The sequence below is a fragment of the Roseateles sp. P5_E4 genome (assembly GCF_054049255.1).
Genome location: NZ_JBFUMS010000004.1, coordinates 131538 through 149058 on the forward strand (window position 1 = coordinate 131538; position 17521 = coordinate 149058).

Sequence of the window (17521 nt, forward strand, 5' to 3'; positions counted from 1 at the left end):
TTAGAGGGTGGGGCTCCAGCGCAGGCTGATCAGCGCCGTGCGCGGCGCCGACGCATAGCCATAGGCCGTCGACGTCTCGCGGTCGAAGGCGTTGTCCAGGTTCAGCTGCAGCTTCAGATCCTTGCGGATCTTGTACTGCGCGTTGAAGTTGACGAGGCCATAGCCGCCCAGCTTGCGCGTGTTGGCGGCGTTGTCCCAGCGCGCGCCGGAGGCCTGCACGCTGCTGCCCAGCACCCAGTCGCCCAGCTCGGTGTCGGCGCCGACCGTGGCCAGGCGCTTGGCGCGGCGAGCCAGCAGCAGCCCGGTGCTGGCGTCCGTAGGCTTCTGGAAGTCCATGGTGGCGCGCAGGTTCACGCTGCCGGCCTTGGTATTGCCGGCCAGGGTCACGCCGCGCAGGCGGGCCGCCGCCACGTTCTGATAGCAGCCGAAGGCGCTCTGGCAGCTGCCGGCGGCGCCGAAGATGATGAGGTTGCTGACGCGGTTGCGGTAGGCCGTGGCCGTGAGCTCGGTGTCGCCAACGCCGTACTTCAGGCCGAATTCGACATTGCGGCCGCGCTCGGCTTCGAGCGGCTTGACGCCAGGCTTGCTGAGGTCTGGCCCGTAGACCGTGCCCTGCTGGTAGAGGGTCGGTGCGCGGAAGGCATTGCCGACGGAGCCGACGACGCGCAGGCCGGTCACGACCTCATAGCCAGCCAGCAGCGTGCCGGTGTCGACACTGCCGAACTGGCTGTCGTTGTCGTGGCGAGCGTGGGCTTGCAGGCTGAAGGCACCGGCATTGAGCAGATAGCCCGCGCCGATGGCATTGCGGTGCCGCTTGCCCACACCGGCGGTGACGAGGCCGCTGTTCTCCAGCTTGTCCTCGATGCGCTCGCCCTGGAAGTTGATCTGCTGGCCCTGGCCCAGCACATAGGAGCCGGTCAGCGCCAGGTTCTTGACCTTGGTGATGGTCAGATAGGGCGAGGGCGAGGTCTCGTAGCGGTCGCGCGACTCGCCGTAGCTGAGCTGGGTCTGCAGCGCCGAGGCCCATTGCGCCGTCCAGGCCAGACGGGTGGCGTCGGTGTCCTGCACGGTGTGGTCATCCACGAGGGGCCGGGACTTGGAGGAATCGTATTGCGCGTTCGCGTGGTTCTTGATGACGATGATTTCGGCGCGATGGCCCTCGGCCAGTTGGGCGCCGATGCGAGCCGTGCCCTGGTACTTGCGCCAGCCGTCCCGGTCAGGGATGTAGCTGAAGGAGCCGGGCACGTCGATCGTCGAGTTGAAGCCGTCGCTCTCCTCGATGGCGCCGGTGAAGGCGAAGTCGATGATGCCTTGGCTGCCGAACAGGCCGCCGTCGGCCTTCATCGTGCCCTGGGTGCCCAGGCCCACGCCGAAATCGGCGCTGATCTTGCCGCCGCCATTCCCTCCTGCTTTACGGGTGAAGATCTGCACGACGCCGCCGACGGCATCCGAGCCGTAGATGGCGCTGGCCGGTCCCTTCAGCACTTCCACGCGCTCGACCTGCGAAACCGGGATGCCCTGCCAGCTGGCGCCGCCGGTGGACTGCGAGTCCATGCGCACGCCGTCGACGAGGACCAGCGTGTGGCGCGTATCGGCGCCGCGCAGGAAGAGGCTGGTCGTGGACGCCGCACCGCCGTTGCGGACCATCTCGGCACAGCCGTTGTTGCGCAGCAGGTCGGCCACGCTGGCGGCGGCCTGGCGCTCGATGTCTGCGCGGGTGATGACGGTCAGGTCGGCCAGCACTTCCGACAGGCGCTGGGGCGTGCGCGCGGCGGTGGTGACGACGGTGTCGAGCTTGTTCTGGGCGTGGGCGGACGAAGCCAGGGCCAGCACGGCCAGGGCGAGCAGCGACCGAGGGGCCGCGAGGAAGGTGTGAGACATGAGAGGAGACGCGAACGAACACCCAGCCGCGCTGACCCCCGCAGCAAGGCTGAAAAACGGCCGCTGGCTTGTCGCTCAGCGGCCCCGTCGTTGGCCGGTATCCGGGCTGATGGACTTGAGTTCTGCTCGACGCCTTCCCGGTGCACGCACCAGTGGCTATGTGGTCGAACAGTGAGGCGCCAAGGCCTCGTCCACTTACCGTTGCGGGGACAGCTCAGGTTAGATCTGCGGCGTGACCGCTCGTCCTCCTGATTCCCGTTGAACTGCAGCCGCCGTGAAGGCGGGCGCGAGCACCAACGGCGCGGATTCTATCGATGGCCGCTGGCGGCGGTGGAGGGCTTGTGCGGTTTGGCCGTCTTCGGCGGCTTCAGATGGGTGATTTGTGGGGCGCTGGCCGCCTGGGCGGGCGGTGGCGGCGCCTGCAAGCCGACTGCCTGAGCGCGCAGGTGGCGGGCTTCAGCCTCGCTGGCGCGGCGAGACTGGGCCAGGACCGCAGCCTGCCGGGAGTCCGCGAAGTGGCGGTCGCGCGCCGCCTTGCTGTCGGCGGCGCTGGGCTGGTCGTAGTCGACGCTGCTGGCCGCGCTGCCACCGGGGCAGGGCGAGTCGCGCAGGTCGCGACCGTCGAGGCCGCAGCGGTAGACCTGGGCGCGGCGCGTCTGGGTCTGCGCCAGAACAGGCAGTGCGAGTGCGAGGGCCAGAATCAGCAGCAGAGGCTTCATGAGGCCGGAGTGTCTACTGGCGGCTGGGGTTTGGGCGGCTTGGGCCGCGGCGGTTTGGCGTGAATTTTGGCCAGCGCCTTGTCCATGTCGCCGCGCAACATCAGCTCGACGGCGCCGTAGCTCTTCTCGATGCAGTCCTCCACCGCCTGGCGCTCGGCCAGCGGCGGCTTGCGCAGCACATAGCCGGCCACCTCATCCTTGTGGCCCGGGTGGCCGATGCCCAGCCGCAGCCGCCAGAAGTCCCCGCTGCCAAGCTGAGCCCGCATGTCCTTCAGGCCGTTGTGGCCGCCGTCGCCGCCGCCCTTCTTGAACTTCATCTCGCCGGGCGACAGGTCCAGCTCGTCGTGGATGGCCAGGATCTCTTCCGGCGCGATCTTGAAGAAGCGCGCCAGCGCCGCGACCGACTTGCCGGACAAGTTCATATAGGTCATGGGCTCCAGCAGCCAGATGGGGCCGCTGGCGCCCGGCGCCTGGTTCACGCGGGCCACCAGGCCGTGATAGGCCTTGTCGGGCGCCAGGCTCACCTTGAGGCCCCGGGCCAGGCCGTCAATCCACCAGAAACCGGCGTTGTGGCGCGTGTCTTCGTACTCGGCACCTGGATTGCCCAGGCCCACCATCAGCTTGATCATGACCATGATCGTAGCTTTGAGACCCAGCAATGCTGCAGCTACATTCGGCCGGGAAACTTGGCTGCAACCAGGAGTGGACCGAATGCAGAACAAGGAATCCAAGGGCAGCAAAACCTGGATCTGGGTCGCGGTAGCCGTCGTCATCGTCATTGCGGGCGCGGCGTGGTGGTGGAAGGGCCGGGGCGGCGAAGGCGGCGCTGACGGGCCGGCAGGTGCGGCGTCCGCTGCATCCGGTGCCGGCGGGTCGGGCCGGCCCGCGGGCGGGCGCTTTGGCCGCAGCGGGCCGCAGCCGGTCACGGTGGCCGCCGTGCAGAAGCGCGACATGGCCGTCGTCGTCGACGCCATCGGCAGCATCGCCTCGGCCAACACCGCTGTGGTGCACGCCAAGGTCAGCGGCGAGCTGAAGGCTATCTATTTCCACGAGGGCCAGCCGGTGAAAGCCGGCCAGGTGCTCGCCCTCATCGATCCCAAGCCCTACGAGATCGCCCGCGACCAGGCCCAGGGCACGCTGGCGCGCGACCAGGCCCAGCTGGAGAACGCCCGCGCCGACCTTGCCCGCTACAGGGACCTCGTCGCCAAGGAGGCTGCGCCGCGCCAGCAGCTCGACACCCAGCAGGCCCTCGTGCGCCAGTTGGAAGCCACCCTGCTGTCGGACCAGGCGGCGGTGGACAACGCCAAGCTGCAGCTGTCCTACACCCGCGTCACCGCGCCCATCGCCGGCCAGGCGGGCCTGAAGCAGGCCGACCTCGGCAACAACATCACGCCCGGCGACGCCAGCGGGCTGCTGACCATCGCCCAGATCCAGCCGGCCGCGGTCGTCTTCGCCGTGCCGGACGCGCGCCTGCCTCGCATCCGCCAGCAGCTGGGCGACAAGCAGGCCTTGCCCGTGCAGGCCTGGGACCGCGAGCGCCGCACCAAGCTGGCCGAGGGCCGCGTCGCCAGCACCGACAACGCCATCGACGCGACCACCGGCACCATCAAGGTCAAGGCCCTGTTCGACAACAAGGACGGCGGTCTCTTCCCCAACCAGTTCGTCAATGTGCGCCTGCAGCTGGACACGCTGAAGGGCGTCCTCGTCGTGCCGACGGCGGCCGTGCAGCGTGGCTCGCAGGGCATCTACATCTACGTCGTGGCCGACGGCCAGGTGGCGCTGCGCAAGGTGCAGACCCTGGCCACCGACGGCGATTTCACCGCCGTGCAGGGCGATCTGAAGGAGGGCGACCAGGTTGTCACCGACGGCGCCGACCGCCTGCGTGATGGCGGCAAGGCCGAGGTCATCAAGGTGCCGGCCGCTGGGGCTTCCGGCCCGGGTGGCCGCGGTCGTGGGCGTGGTGCTGGCGCCGGTGCAGCCAGCGCAGCCAGTGGCGCGGGTGGCAATGCAACTGCGGCCAGCACCAGCGCCAGTGCCGCTGACGGCGAGCGCCCGCGCTGGGCAGACCGCGTGCCGCCCGAGATGGTGGACAAGCTCAAGGCCATGAGCGCTGAGGACCGCCGTACCTGGATCCAGCAGCACCGCGCTTCTGCTCCGGCTCAGTGAGCATGAACCCGTCACGCCTTTTCATCGCGCGGCCGGTCGCGACCTCGCTGCTGATGCTGGCCATCGTGCTGGCCGGCGCCCTGGCCTACCGGCTGCTGCCGGTGTCGGCCCTGCCCGAGGTCGACTACCCGACCATCCAGGTCACGACCCTCTACCCCGGCGCCAGCCCCGACGTGATGACGTCCTCGGTCACCGCGCCGCTTGAGCGCCAGTTCGGCCAGATGCCGGGCCTGGCGCAGATGTCGTCCACCAGCTCGGGCGGTGCCTCGGTCATCACGCTGCGCTTCGAGCTCAGCCTGGCCCTGGACGTGGCCGAGCAGGAGGTGCAGGCGGCCATCAATGCCGGCAGCAACCTGCTGCCCAGCGACCTGCCGATGCCGCCGGTCTACAGCAAGGTCAACCCGGCCGATGCGCCGGTGCTGACCATCGCTATCAGTTCCGCGACCCTGCCCATCACGCGCGTGCACGATCTCGTCGAGAGCCGCCTGGCGCAGAAGATCTCGCAAGTGCCGGGCGTGGGCCTGGTGGGCATCGCGGGCGGGCGGCGGCCGGCCGTGCGCATCCAGGCCAATCCGGGCGCGCTGGCCTCGCTCGGCCTGTCCATCGACGATGTGCGCACGGCCATCTCGGGCGCCAACGTCAACCAGTCCAAGGGAAGCTTCGACGGCCCGCTGCGCGCCTCGACGCTGGACGCCAACGATCAGCTGCGCAGCGCGTCTGAATACGCCAACCTCGTCATCGCCTACAAGAACGGCAATGCGGTGCGGCTCAAGGATGTGGCCCAGCTGGTGGACGACGCCGAGAACCTGCGCCTGGCCGCCTGGGCCGGCCAAGCGAGCAAGTCCAGCGTGTCGGCCGTCATCCTGAACGTGCAGCGCCAGCCCGGCGCCAACGTCATCGAGACCGTGGACCGCGTGCGCGCCGTGCTGCCCCAGCTGCAGGCCAGCCTGCCGGCATCGCTGGACGTGCAACTGCTCAGCGACCGCACGACCACCATCCGCGCCTCGGTGACCGATGTGCAGCATGAGCTGCTTTTCGCCATCGTGCTGGTCATCGGCGTCATCTTCGTCTTCCTGCGCAGCCTGCCGGCCACCATCATCCCGGCCGTCGCCGTGCCGGTGTCCCTGGTGGGCACCTTCGGCGTCATGTACATGGCGGGGTTCTCGATCAACAACCTGACGCTGATGGCGTTGGTGATCTCCACGGGCTTCGTGGTGGACGACGCCATCGTCATGATTGAGAACATTGCGCGGCATATGGAGGAGGGCGGTGAAGCCGTCAGCCCATACGACGCAGCCCTGACTGGCTCCAAGCAGATCGGCTTCACCATCATCTCGCTGACGGTCTCGCTGATCGCCGTGCTGATCCCGCTGCTCTTCATGGGCGACGTGGTCGGCCGCCTCTTCCACGAGTTCGCCATCACGCTGGCCGTGTCCATCCTGATCTCGGCCTTCGTGTCGCTGACGTTGACGCCCATGATGTGCGCGCGCCTGCTCAAGCACGAGCACGACGAAGACCACGGCTGGCTGTGGCGCCGCGTGGGCAAGGCCTTCGACGACATCATTGCCGGCTATGGCCGCATGTTGAACTGGGTGCTGGACCGCTCGGCGGCGACGCTGGTCGTCTTCATCGCCACGCTGGGCCTGACCGGCGTGCTCTATCTGCTGGTGCCCAAGGGCTTCTTCCCGGTGCAGGACACCGGCCAGCTGCAGGGCATCACCGAGGCGGCGCAGTCCACCTCCTTTGGCGCCATGGCCGAGCACCAGCAGCGCCTGGCCGAACGCGTGCTGAAGGACCCGGCGGTGGAGAGCGTGTCGTCCTTCATCGGCGTGGACGGTGGCAACACGACGCTGAACCAGGGCCGGCTGCAGATTTCGCTCAAGGCCAAGGAGGGCCGCGGCGCCAGCGCCGCCGAGGTGGCGCGACGCATTGCGGACGCGGCCGCCGAGGAGCCCGGCATTGCGCTGTATCTGCAGCCCGTGCAGGACCTGACCATCGAGGACCGCATCGCCAAGACGCAGTACCAGTTCACGCTGTCTTCGCCGGACTCCGCCGAGTTGAGCCGTTCGACGACGGCCGTGCTGGAGCGGCTGCGTGGCCTGAAGCAGATCGTCGATGTGGCCAGCGACCAGCAGGAAAAGGGCCTCCAAGCCTATGTCGACATCGACCGCGACGCGGCCGGCCGGCTGGGCGTCAGCGTCGCGGCCATCGACAGTGCGCTGTACAGCGCCTTCGGCCAGCGGTTGATCTCGACCATCTTCACGCAGAGCAACCAGTACCGCGTCGTGCTGGAAGTGGCGCCCGAATACCGCCAGGGCCTGGACGGCCTGAAGCGCCTCTATGTGCCCGGCGCGGGTGGCGTGCAAGTGCCGCTCAGCTCGGTGGCGCGCTTCAGCGAGAAGCTGGCGCCGCTGGCCGTCAACCATGTGGCGCAGTTCCCGTCGTCGACCCTGTCTTTCAACCTCGCGCCTGGCGCCTCGCTCGGCGAAGCGGTCAAGGCGGTCCGCGCCGAGGTCGATGCGTTGCAGCTGCCGCTCAGCGTCGAGACGCGATTCGAGGGTGCGGCCCTGGCCTTCCAGGCGTCCCTCACGAGCACGCTGCTGCTCATCCTCGCGGCCATCGTGACGATGTACATCGTGCTGGGCGTGCTCTACGAGAGCACCATCCACCCGCTGACCATCCTGTCGACGCTGCCCTCCGCCGGCCTGGGTGCGCTGCTGGCCCTGCTGGCCTTCCGCCTCGACCTGGACATCATCGCCATCATCGGCATCGTGCTCTTGATCGGCATCGTCAAGAAGAACGCGATCATGATGATCGACTTCGCCTTGGAGGCCGAACGCGATCATGGCAAGACGCCGCGCGACGCCATCTTCGAGGCCTGCCTGCTGCGTTTCCGGCCCATCCTGATGACGACGATGGCGGCCCTGCTGGGCGCCCTGCCGCTGATGCTGGGCACCGGCGTGGGCAGTGAGCTGCGCCATCCACTAGGTGTCGTCATGGTCGGCGGCCTCATCGTCAGCCAGCTGCTGACGCTGTTCACGACGCCGGTCATTTACCTGGGCTTCGCATCGGTGGCTGCGCGCCTCAAGCGACGCGGCCAGGCGAAGGAGGCCGTGGCGTGAACCTGTCGCGCGTCTTCATCGAGCGCCCCATCGGCACGGCGCTGATCACCTGCGGCCTGGCGCTGGCGGGGGCCATCGCCTACCTGCTGCTGCCGATTGCGCCGCTGCCCCAGGTCGAGTTCCCGACCATCTCGGTCAGCGCCTCCCTGCCCGGCGCCAGCCCCGACACGATGGCCGCGACCGTGGCCACGCCGCTGGAGCGCACGCTCGGCAGCATCGCCGGCGTCACCGAGATCACCTCGTCCTCGTCGCTCGGCAGCAGCCGCGTCACGCTGCAGTTCGACCTCAGCCGCGACATCGACAGCGCCGCCCGCGACGTGCAGGCCGGCATCAACGCCTCGCGCGCGCTGCTGCCCACCGGCATGCCGAGCAACCCGAGCTACCGCAAGGTCAACCCGGCCGACGCGCCCATCATGATCGTCGCGCTGACGTCGGACACGCTGACGCGCGGCCAGATGTATGACGCGGCGTCCACCGTGCTGGCGCAGCGGCTGTCGCAGGTCGAGGGCGTCGGCCAGGTCAGCGTGGGCGGCGGCGCGCTGCCGGCCGTGCGCATCGAGCTGGACCCGAACAAGCTGTCCGCCCAGGGCATCTCGCTGGACCAGGTCAGGGCGGCCATCGTCGCAACGAATGCCAACCGGCCCAAGGGTCAGCTGGAGAGCGGCGACCGCACCTGGCAGATCATCGCCAACGACCAGGCCCGCCTGGCTAGCGATTACGCACCCCTGGTGCTGAGCTACAAGAACGGCGCCGCCGTGCAGCTGCGCGACGTGGCCTCCATCGAGGACAGCGTGCAGGACCTGCGCAACGACGGCTTGGCCAATGGCCGCTCGGCCGTGCTGCTGATCCTCAACAAGGCACCCAGCGCCAACATCATCAAGACGGTGGACACCGTGCGGGCTCTGCTGCCGCAGCTGCGCGCCTCCATCTCGCCGGCCATCAATGTCGACGTCGTCATGGACCGCACGTCGACCATCCGCGGCAGCATCAAGGAGGTGCAGCGCACGCTGGCCATCTCCTTCGGCCTGGTCATCGTCGTCGTCTTCATCTTCTTGCGGCGCTTCCGTGCCGCCCTGCTGCCGGCTGTGGCCGTGCCGGTGTCGCTGGCCGGCACCTGCGGCTTCATGTATCTGCTGGGCTACAGCATCGACAACCTGTCGCTGATGGCGATGACGGTGGCCACCGGCTTCGTCGTCGACGACGCCATCGTCGTGCTCGAGAACATCTCGCGCCACATCGAGCGCGGCGTGCCGCCCCGCGAGGCGGCGCTGAAAGGCGCGCGCGAGATCGGCTTCACCGTCGTCTCCATCTCGCTGAGCCTGATTGCCGTCTTCATCCCCATCCTGGCCATGGGTGGCATCGTCGGGCGGCTGTTCCGCGAGTTCGCCGTCGTGCTGTCGGTGGCCATCCTGGTGTCCATGGTCGTGTCGCTGACCACCACGCCCATGATGGCCGCGACCTTGCTCAAGCCCCATGGCGAGGCGAAGAAGGCCGGCCGCGTCGGCCAATTTCTCGGACGCCTGCAACGCGCATTGATGCGCGGCTACCGCCGCAGTCTGCGCTGGACGCTGCGCCACCAGCCCGTCGCGCTGCTGGTGCTGGCCGGCGTCGTCGCGCTGAACGTGCATCTCTACATGACCATCCCCAAGGGCTTCTTCCCGCAGCAGGACACCGGGCTGATGACTGGCGGCGTACAGGCCGACCAGGCCTCCTCCTTCCAGTCCATGCAGCTCAAGCTGCGCACCTTCCATGACATCGTGCGCGCCGACCCGGCGGTGGCCAATGTCACCGGCTTTACCGGCGGCGGCCAGCGCAACAGCGCCAACATGTTCATCAGCCTGAAGCCCCAGGCCGAGCGCGACGAGAGCATCGACGCCGTCATCAACCGGCTGCGTGGCAAGCTGGCCAAGGTGCCGGGCGCCAATATGTTCATGGCGCCCGTGCAGGACATTCGCATCGGCGGCCGCCAGGCCAACGCCTCGCTGCAGTACACGCTGCAGTCGGACAGCCTGGAAGACCTGCGCACCTGGGAGCCGCGCATCCGCCGCGCGCTGACCGAGGTGCCGGAGATCACCGACGTCAACACCGACCAGCAGGACAAGGGCACGCAGACGTCGCTGGTCGTCGACCGTGATGCATTGGCGCGGCTCGGCATCACGATGGGCGCCTTCGACAGCACGCTGAACAACGCCTTCGGCCAGCGCCAGGTCGGCGTCATCTACAACCCGCTCAACCAGTACCGCGTCGTCATGGAGCTGGCGCCCGTCTGGCTGCAGAGCCCGCAGACCCTGGACCGCCTGATGCTGACCAGCAGCGCCGGCCAGCAGGTGCCGCTGTCGGCGGTGGCGCGCGTCGAGACGACCAACACGCCGCTGTCCGTCAACCACCAGAGCGGCACGCCGGCCAGCACCATCAGCTTCAACCTGGCCGAGGGCGTGTCGATGTCGGATGCGGTCGTCGCCATCAATGACGCCGTGGCGGGCAGCGGCGCGCCGGTGTCGGTGCGCGGCAGCTTCCAGGGCACGGCCCAGGCCTTCCAGGCGTCCCTCAAGTCCCAGCCCCTGCTCATCCTCGCGGCCATCGTGACCATCTACCTGGTGCTGGGCATGCTCTACGAGAGCCTCATCCACCCGATCACCATCCTGTCGACGCTGCCCTCGGCGGGCGTCGGCGCGCTGCTGGCGCTGATGGCCTTCAAGACCGACTTCACCATCATTGCGTTGATCGGCGTCATCCTGCTGATCGGCATCGTCAAGAAGAACGCCATCATGATGCTGGACTTCGCCATCTCGGCCCAGCATGCGGCCGAGGAGCGCGGCAGCCGGCTGTCGCCAGGTGCCGCCATCTACCGCGCGGCGCTGCTGCGGCTGCGGCCCATCCTGATGACGACGGTGGCCGCCGTCTTCGGCGCCGTGCCGCTGGCCCTGGGCCATGGCGAAGGCGCTGAGCTGCGCGTGCCGCTGGGCATCTCCATCGTCGGCGGCCTGCTGCTGAGCCAGCTGCTGACCCTCTACACCACGCCCGTCGTGTTCTGCTGCATGGACAGGCTGAGCCGCAAGAAGCGCGCGCCTGCTCGTGCAGCTGTCATCCAGACCGCGACCTAAGCCATGCTGAAGACTGCCCTTGCTCCCTTGACCATCGCCCTGCTGCTTGCCGGCTGCGCCGTGACCTCGCAGCACCCGCCTGCTGAAGCCCCGCCGCCCGAGCACTTCACGGGCTCGACCGAATGGCGGCGCGTGGCGCCCGAGGTCGCCGTGCCCGAGGCCTGGTGGACGATGTTCAAAGATCCGGTGCTGGACAGCCTGCAAGCCGACCTCGTCGTCGGCAACCAGAACCTTGCCGCGGCCCTGGCCCAGGTTGCATCGGCCCGCGCGGTGCTTGCAGCCAGCCGCTCGGCCATTTTTCCCACGTTGTCCGTTGGCGCTGGCAGCACCCGATCCGCCACGGCCGAGAACGGCAACGGCCAGCGCACCGTGTCGACCAACAACTCGCTGACGGCCAACGCGGCCTGGGAGATCGATCTCTGGGGGCGCCTCGCCGAAGGCGTCAAGGCCGCCGGCGCGAACTACCAGGCCAGCCAGGCCGATCTGGCCGCGCTGCGCCTGTCGGCGCAGGCGACGCTGACGCAAAGCTATTTCGCGTTGCGCACCGCCGAGGCGCAGCAGGCGCTGCTGGAGCGCACCGTGACCGCCAACCAGCGAGCGCTGGAGTTGACCGAGGCCCGCTATGCCGGCGGCGTCGTCGCGCAGACCGATGTGCTGCAGGCTCGCACCCAGCTGCGCAGCGTGCAGTCGCAGCTCAGCGACATGCGCACCGAGCGCGCGCAACTTGAGCATGCCATCGCCACCCAGCTTGGCAAGCTGCCGGGGCAGTTCCAGCTGCTCCGCAGTTCTCGGCTTCCTGAGTTGCCGCCGGTGCCGGACCTGGTGCCGTCGACGATGCTGGCCCAGCGCCCCGACATTGCGGCCGCACGCGCCCGCCAGACGGCGGCGTATGCGCAGATCGGCATCGCCGATGCGGCCTTCTTTCCGTCCATCGACCTGTCGGCCAGCGCCGGCTACCGCGGCTCGTCCTGGTCCAACCTGATCTCGGCGCCCAACCTGTTGTGGAGCATCGGTGCGGCCGTGGCGCAGCCGATCTTTGACGGCGGTCAGCGCAAGCTGGCATCGGCCCAGGCGCGCGCCTCGGCCGACGCCGCCACCGCCAACTACCGCCAGGCGGTGCTGACGGCGTTCCAGGAGGTCGAGGACAACCTCGTGCAGTTCGCCGAATCCGGCGCCGCGCTGGCCCTGCAGCGTGACGCTTTCGAGGCCGCCCAGCGAAACCTCGACATCGTGCTGGCCCAGTACCGCGCCGGCACGGTCAGCTTCCTGAACGTCAGTGCTGCGCAGAGTTCGCTGCTCTCGGCCGAAGCCAACCTGCTGTCTGCGCGCAACCGCCAGTTGGTGGCGGCCAATCTGCTGCTGAAGAACCTGGGCGGCCGGCTGCCGGCGCAATGAAAAAGGGCTCCTTGCGGAGCCCCTCGTCTTGGCTGGAAGCCTCGAAGAAATTACTTCTTCTTCTTCTTCTTGCCGTCGTCGACCACCGGAGCGGCGGCAACGATGACTTCTTCAGCAACCGGCGCGATCGGCGTCGCGATGACGGGGTTCGGCTTGCCGTGCGTGACGACCTTGATGCCTTCCGGCAGCTTGATGTCGTTGACGTGCAGCGAGTGACCCTGGGTCAGGCCCGACAGATCCACCTCGATGAACTCGGGCAGTTGCTTGGCCAGGCAGGTGATCAGCAGCTCGGTCACGACGTGATTGACCGTGCAGTGATCGGTCTTGACGGCCGGCGAGACATCTTCACCGATGAAGTGCAGGGGCACCTTCTTCGTGATCTTGGTCGTGGCGTCCACGCGTTGGAAGTCGCAGTGCAGGACTTGCGGCTTGTACGGGTGCATCTGGAAATCGCGCAGCAGCACTTGCGTGGTGGCGCCAGCCAGTTCCATGTCCAGCAGCGAGCTGTGGAAGGCTTCCTTCTTGAGGGCGTGGAACAGCGCGTTGTGATCGAGTTCGATCATGACGGGCTCACCGGCGCCAAAAACGATACCGGGCACTTTGCCGGCCACGCGCAGGCGGCGGCTCGCTCCGGTCCCCTGCAATTTGCGCTCAAAAGCGACGAACTTCATGGTTTTCTCCAAAAAGAGAAACGGCACCCGCGACCAGGCGCCGTTGGGAATGCGGTCTTGCGACCGCGGCGAACTCGAAACAGAAGTTGTTGTTCTGCTCCGAGAGATTGGGAGGGCCCCGCTTGCGGGAGGGACCCTACTCGGACTGGCTAGAAATTGTTGTTTTGTTCCGAGAAAAGGGAGGTGACCGACTCGCCGTCGGAAATACGGCGGATGGTCTCGGCGAACAGGAAGGCCACCGACAGTTGGCGGATCTTCTTGCAGGCCTTGGCCGCGTCGGTCAGCGGAATGGTGTTGGTGATGACGACTTCGTCCAGCTGCGAGCTGGCGATGCGCTCGATGGCCGGGCCCGACAGGATGGGATGGGTGCAATAGGCGAACACGCTCTTGGCGCCACGCGCCTTCAGCACATCGGCCGCCTTCACGAGGGTGCCGGCGGTGTCGATCATGTCGTCCATGATCACGCAGTTGCGGCCGTCGATCTCGCCGATGACGTGCATCACTTCGGACACGTTGGCGGTTGGGCGGCGCTTGTCGATGATGGCCAGGTCGCAGCCGAGCTGTTTGGCGAGGGCGCGGGCGCGCACCACGCCGCCGACGTCCGGCGACACGACGACGAGGTCGCTGTAGTTGCGGCTCTTCAGGTCCGACAGCAGGACGGGCGACGCGTAGATGTTGTCGACCGGGATGTCGAAGAAGCCCTGGATCTGGTCGGCGTGCAGGTCCATGGTCAGCACACGCTCGACGCCGACGGTTTCCAGCAGGTTGGCGACGACCTTGGCCGAGATCGGCACGCGGGTGGAGCGCGGGCGGCGGTCCTGGCGGGCATAGCCGTAATAGGGGATGACGGCGGTGATGCGGCGGGCACTGGAGCGCTTGAGCGCGTCCGCCATGATCAGCAGCTCCATCAGGTTCTCGTTCGTCGGCGCGCAGGTGGGCTGGATGACGAAGACGTCACGCGCACGCACGTTCTGCTGGATCTCGACGGCGACTTCGCCGTCCGAGAAACGCCCGACGACGGCCTTGCCCAGCTCGAGACCGAGATGGGTGGCCATTTCCTGAGAGAGGACCGGGTTCGCGTTGCCGGTGAAGAGAACCGTGTTGAGCAGCACTGGGCTTCCTTGAGTCAGTGGCCCGCTGAATGCGCAGCCGGTTCAGCGAAGTACGGAAAACATTTGGCAGGGGAGGAAGGACTCGAACCCTCGCATGTCGGAATCAAAATCCGATGCCTTGACCAACTTGGCGACTCCCCTACACAGGACCCGGCCGAGCGGCCGAACCCTATAAACCTTTGTCAGCCGGCCCAGCCCGCGAGCGGGTGTAGAGCCAGGCTGTGGCAGATTCGACCGGTCCACTCCGCAGGTCTGGCCCGCAGTAATGTCGCCAGGGACTGGTCGTCATTGCCATCTTTTCCATTCCCGGCGAGTACTGAAAACACTGCAGCGCCTGAGCCCGTCATCCGGGCGTTGCCGAATTGCTTCGACATGCACGCTACCGCGTCTTGCACTTCACTGCTGATACTTTCGGCGGCGGGCTGGAGGTCGTTGTGACCAAAGCCATTCACCAAGTTTTCTGCAGTTCCAGCCAGGGCGGGAAAGCCCGCGACTATAGCCAGGTTTTCAGACCTTGCCAAGAGTTGGCTTGAAAAGATGTCCTTGGTCGCCAGCCCCGCCGGGCCTTTGAGCACGGCGAAGCGCTGCTCGGGCAAGGTCAGCGGATGCAGGATTTCGCCGATGCCTTCGACGAAGGCCGGGCCGCCGCCGAGGAAGAAGGGCAGGTCGGCGCCGAGCTTCAGGCCGAGCGCTATCAGGCGGTCCAGCGGCAGGCGCAGATCCCAGAGCCGGTTCAGCGCCAGCAGCGTCGTCGCCGCATCCGACGAGCCGCCGCCCATGCCGGCGCCGGCGGGCAGCCGCTTTTCGAGATGGATGTCGGCGCCGAGCGTGCAGCCAGTCTCGGTTTGCAGCAGGCGAGCGGCACGCAGGCAGAGGTCATCGGCGGGCAGATCGCCTGCGAGCACATCATGGCGACGCAGCCGCCCGTCCGAGCGAATCTCCACATGCAATGTGTCCGCCCAATCGATCAGCACAAAGACTGACTGCAGCAGGTGGTAGCCATCAGGCCGCTTGCCGATCACATGCAGAAAGAGGTTGAGCTTGGCGGGCGCGGCCAGGTCGTACAGCGCCTTCATTCGCCGCTGTCCAGCCGGGCGCGCAGCGTGACGGTGGGTTCGGCCAGGCGCGTGGCGACGAGGGCGGGCAGCTTGGGTTCGATGCGCCAGCCCAGTTGCTCGAAGCCGCTCGTCGTCTTGCGGTGTGGCGCGGCGGGCCAGGGTCGGGCTTGCAGCCAGTCGAACAGCGCAGCAACCGGCACCGGCTCGCCGAGCAGCTCGCGGGTCAATGCGTCGAGGTCGTCGAAGCGGCGCTCGTCGCCGGGCGTCTGCAGCGTGACGCGGCCGGGCTGCCAGTTCGCGCGGGCTACCAGGGCGCCGAGCGGCGATGTCAGCTCCAGCCGCCCAGCCTGCGGGCCGCCGAACAGTTCGAAGCTGGCCGCACCGCCGGTGCCACGGTTGTGCGCATCGCCGGCCACCGTCACGCTGATGCGGCCACTGAGCCGGGACTCCTGGCCAGCGGGCGGCGCCTGAGGCAGCTGCGCGCAGCCGGCGACGGCGAGCGCGAGGAGCAGGGCGGCCAGCCTCATCGCGGCTTGACCTTCAGCCGGTCCAGTGCCTCGCGCAGGGCCTCGTTGCCAGGTTCGCGCTGGGCGGCCTCTGCAAAGACGCGGCGGGCTTCATCCTGGGCGCCGCTGGCCCACAGCACCTCGCCAAGATGGGCGGCGATCTCGGCGTCGGGGCGGGCGGTATGGGCCTGGCGCAGCAGCTTGGCGGCCTCGGGCAGGTTGCCCAGGCGGAATTCGACCCAGCCCAGGCTGTCGACGATGAAGGGCTCGCCCGGCGCCAGCTTCAGCGCCTGTTCGATGAGCTCCTTGGCCTCGGGCAGGCGCAGATTGCGCTCGGCCAGCGAATAGCCCAGGGCGTTGTAGGCGTGGTGATAGTCGGGTTTGATCTCGATGACCCGGCGCAAGAGGCTCTCCATTTCATCGAAGCGGCCCGCCTTCTCGGTCATCATGGCCTGTTCGTAGACGAGGTCGGCGTCGGCGGGAAAGCGGGTCGTGGCAGTCTTGAGGACGGCCAGTGAGGCCGTGTAGTCGCGTTGCTCGCGCATCAGCTGGGCTTCGGCAAGCAGCGCGGCGCGGGCGTCGGCATCGCTGGCATCGGTCGCCGGTTGCAGCAGCTTGCGGGCCTCAGGCAGCTTCCCTTGTCGAGCCAGCAGGCTGGCGCGGCGGTAGCGCAGTTCCAGTCCGTTGCCGTCCACCTTTTGCAGTGCCGCCTCGGCGGCCTTGAGGTCGCCGCGTTGCTCGGCCGCCTGGGACAGCATCAACCAGGCCTGCTGGCGGCCCTCGGCGCGGGCCTTGATCTCGGCATCGGTGCCCGAGGCCGGCGTGTCCAGCCGCTTCAGGGCTTCGCGCAGGGCGGCCTCAGCGGCGGCGGCATGCTTGAGCTCCAGCTCGGTGGCGCCCAGGGCCAGCCATGGGGCGGGGTTGTCGGGCGTCGCCTCGGTCAGCAGGCGGAACTCGCGCGCGGCATCGGCCGGGCGCTGCGCCAGGATCAGCGCCCGGGCATAGGCTTGGCGCAGCGCATGCTGCTCGGGCGTTTGCTGCAGCCTGGCGGTGATCAGCCCTTCGGCCTGGGGCTCGGTGGGCATGAGGTCGACGGCCAACTGCATCGCGTCGTCGTTGTCGGGCACGAGCTGGTTGAGTTCGCGGGTCAGCCCAAGTGCTCGCCCGTTCTCGCCGGCATTGATGGACAGGCGGGCCTCGGTGTACAGGGCGGCGGGCTTGAGCGGGCCGGCCTGGGCCTGCAGCACCGGGCGCAGGGCCATGAGCACGGCCTTGGGATCGGGCGAGCGCTGAAACAGGCGGGGCAGCGCGAGGATGAGCCCGGGGCGCTGCGGAGCGGGCGCAACGCGCAGCAAGCTCGCCAGCGGCGTGGGTACTTCGGCGGGCTTGTTCATGACGGCCAGCAGCTGCACGCAGTTCTGTAGCGCCTCGGCCGAGGTTGGCACTGTCTCGGCCCAGGCGCGTGCGGCCATCAGGGCCTGGTCGCCCGCACGAGCCTGCACGGCGATGTTGACGACGCGCTTGAACAGCTCCTCGTCGCCGGTGCGGCGCGCGGCGTCCAGCAGCACCTGGAAGGCGACGCCGGCCTGGCCACTCTGCAGCTCGAGCTCGCCGATCAGCAGTTGGTAGAACAGCGGCGCGTCCATGGCCGAGTTCGTCGGTGCCTCGGCGGGAGTGGCCGGCGCGACGGCATCCTGGGCGTGGGCTTGCAGGGCGGCGAACAGGGCGGCCGCGGCGATCACGCGGCGAGTGGGCAGGGGCATTCGAACTCCGACTGAACAGGGCCT

The 17521-nt window shown here is 68.2% G+C and carries 12 protein-coding genes, 1 tRNA gene and 1 riboswitch; of the genes, 4 read left to right on the forward strand and 9 right to left on the reverse strand.

The genetic code is table 11. From position 1 onward, the window contains the following. The 3 genes from ACXJLH_RS09685 to pth form a co-directional block, all read right to left on the reverse strand. Positions 1-1881 (reverse strand): TonB-dependent receptor domain-containing protein, encoded by a 1881-nt coding sequence (locus ACXJLH_RS09685; protein WP_457443721.1) that lies wholly within the window; start codon positions 1879-1881, stop codon positions 1-3. A 75-nt stretch (positions 1882-1956) separates the two neighbouring features. After that, a riboswitch (cobalamin riboswitch) is annotated at positions 1957-2194 on the reverse strand. Next, a complete protein-coding gene (locus ACXJLH_RS09690) occupies positions 2190-2600 on the reverse strand; it encodes a hypothetical protein (protein WP_457443723.1) in 411 nt (136 codons plus the stop codon). (Overlaps the previous riboswitch by 5 nt.) Next, a complete protein-coding gene (pth, locus tag ACXJLH_RS09695) occupies positions 2597-3229 on the reverse strand; it encodes an aminoacyl-tRNA hydrolase (RefSeq protein WP_056193984.1) in 633 nt (210 codons plus the stop codon). Before pth ends, ACXJLH_RS09690 begins: the two co-directional genes overlap by 4 nt. 82 nt (positions 3230-3311) lie before the next feature. Here pth and ACXJLH_RS09700 point away from each other — a divergent pair, with 82 nt between their 5' ends. Genes ACXJLH_RS09700 through ACXJLH_RS09715 form a run of 4 tightly spaced genes read left to right on the forward strand, consistent with a single transcriptional unit; the run spans position 3312 to position 12387 of the window. Continuing rightward, positions 3312-4766, forward strand: a complete 1455-nt coding sequence (locus tag ACXJLH_RS09700) for an MdtA/MuxA family multidrug efflux RND transporter periplasmic adaptor subunit (protein ID WP_457443725.1) — start codon at positions 3312-3314, stop codon at positions 4764-4766. 2 nt (positions 4767-4768) lie between these two features. Beyond that, positions 4769-7888, forward strand: coding sequence for an MdtB/MuxB family multidrug efflux RND transporter permease subunit (locus ACXJLH_RS09705; protein WP_457443727.1), 3120 nt, complete (start codon positions 4769-4771; stop codon positions 7886-7888). After that, positions 7885-10992 (forward strand): multidrug efflux RND transporter permease subunit, encoded by a 3108-nt coding sequence (locus tag ACXJLH_RS09710; RefSeq protein ID WP_457443729.1) that lies wholly within the window; start codon positions 7885-7887, stop codon positions 10990-10992. Before ACXJLH_RS09705 ends, ACXJLH_RS09710 begins: the two co-directional genes overlap by 4 nt. A 3-nt stretch (positions 10993-10995) precedes the next feature. Beyond that, on the forward strand, positions 10996-12387 hold the full coding sequence (locus ACXJLH_RS09715; RefSeq protein WP_457443731.1) for an efflux transporter outer membrane subunit: 1392 nt from the start codon (positions 10996-10998) through the stop codon (positions 12385-12387). A gap of 50 nt (positions 12388-12437) precedes the next feature. On the opposite strand, the gene ACXJLH_RS09720 is transcribed toward ACXJLH_RS09715, so the two are convergent. The 6 genes from ACXJLH_RS09720 to ACXJLH_RS09745 form a co-directional block, all read right to left on the reverse strand. Further along, positions 12438-13058, reverse strand: coding sequence for a 50S ribosomal protein L25/general stress protein Ctc (locus ACXJLH_RS09720; protein ID WP_457443733.1), 621 nt, complete (start codon positions 13056-13058; stop codon positions 12438-12440). Between the two features lie 149 nt (positions 13059-13207). After that, complete coding sequence (locus ACXJLH_RS09725) at positions 13208-14170, reverse strand: ribose-phosphate pyrophosphokinase (protein ID WP_056193791.1); 963 nt, start codon at positions 14168-14170, stop codon at positions 13208-13210. 64 nt (positions 14171-14234) lie between these two features. Then, positions 14235-14311, reverse strand: a tRNA-Gln gene (locus ACXJLH_RS09730). Between the two features lie 41 nt (positions 14312-14352). Continuing rightward, complete coding sequence (gene ispE / locus ACXJLH_RS09735; protein ID WP_457443735.1) at positions 14353-15246, reverse strand: 4-(cytidine 5'-diphospho)-2-C-methyl-D-erythritol kinase; 894 nt, start codon at positions 15244-15246, stop codon at positions 14353-14355. After that, positions 15243-15755, reverse strand: coding sequence for an outer membrane lipoprotein LolB (locus tag ACXJLH_RS09740; protein ID WP_457390864.1), 513 nt, complete (start codon positions 15753-15755; stop codon positions 15243-15245). Before ACXJLH_RS09740 ends, ispE begins: the two co-directional genes overlap by 4 nt. Next, a complete protein-coding gene (locus ACXJLH_RS09745) occupies positions 15752-17497 on the reverse strand; it encodes a tetratricopeptide repeat protein (protein ID WP_457443737.1) in 1746 nt (581 codons plus the stop codon). Before ACXJLH_RS09745 ends, ACXJLH_RS09740 begins: the two co-directional genes overlap by 4 nt. Positions 17498-17521: the final 24 nt, after the last annotated feature.

What these genes read in the sequence shown, in the direction of transcription:
- ACXJLH_RS09685 (WP_457443721.1), bottom strand. Translation starts at nt 1,881, where the DNA reads ATGTCTCACACCTTCCTCGCGGCCCCTCGGTCGCTGCTCGCCCTGGCC.
- ACXJLH_RS09690 (WP_457443723.1), bottom strand. Translation starts at nt 2,600, where the DNA reads ATGAAGCCTCTGCTGCTGATTCTGGCCCTCGCACTCGCACTGCCTGTT.
- pth (WP_056193984.1), bottom strand. Translation starts at nt 3,229, where the DNA reads ATGATCAAGCTGATGGTGGGCCTGGGCAATCCAGGTGCCGAGTACGAA.
- ACXJLH_RS09700 (WP_457443725.1), top strand. Translation starts at nt 3,312, where the DNA reads ATGCAGAACAAGGAATCCAAGGGCAGCAAAACCTGGATCTGGGTCGCG.
- ACXJLH_RS09705 (WP_457443727.1), top strand. Translation starts at nt 4,769, where the DNA reads ATGAACCCGTCACGCCTTTTCATCGCGCGGCCGGTCGCGACCTCGCTG.
- ACXJLH_RS09715 (WP_457443731.1), top strand. Translation starts at nt 10,996, where the DNA reads ATGCTGAAGACTGCCCTTGCTCCCTTGACCATCGCCCTGCTGCTTGCC.
- ACXJLH_RS09720 (WP_457443733.1), bottom strand. Translation starts at nt 13,058, where the DNA reads ATGAAGTTCGTCGCTTTTGAGCGCAAATTGCAGGGGACCGGAGCGAGC.
- ispE (WP_457443735.1), bottom strand. Translation starts at nt 15,246, where the DNA reads ATGAAGGCGCTGTACGACCTGGCCGCGCCCGCCAAGCTCAACCTCTTT.
- ACXJLH_RS09740 (WP_457390864.1), bottom strand. Translation starts at nt 15,755, where the DNA reads ATGAGGCTGGCCGCCCTGCTCCTCGCGCTCGCCGTCGCCGGCTGCGCG.
- ACXJLH_RS09745 (WP_457443737.1), bottom strand. Translation starts at nt 17,497, where the DNA reads ATGCCCCTGCCCACTCGCCGCGTGATCGCCGCGGCCGCCCTGTTCGCC.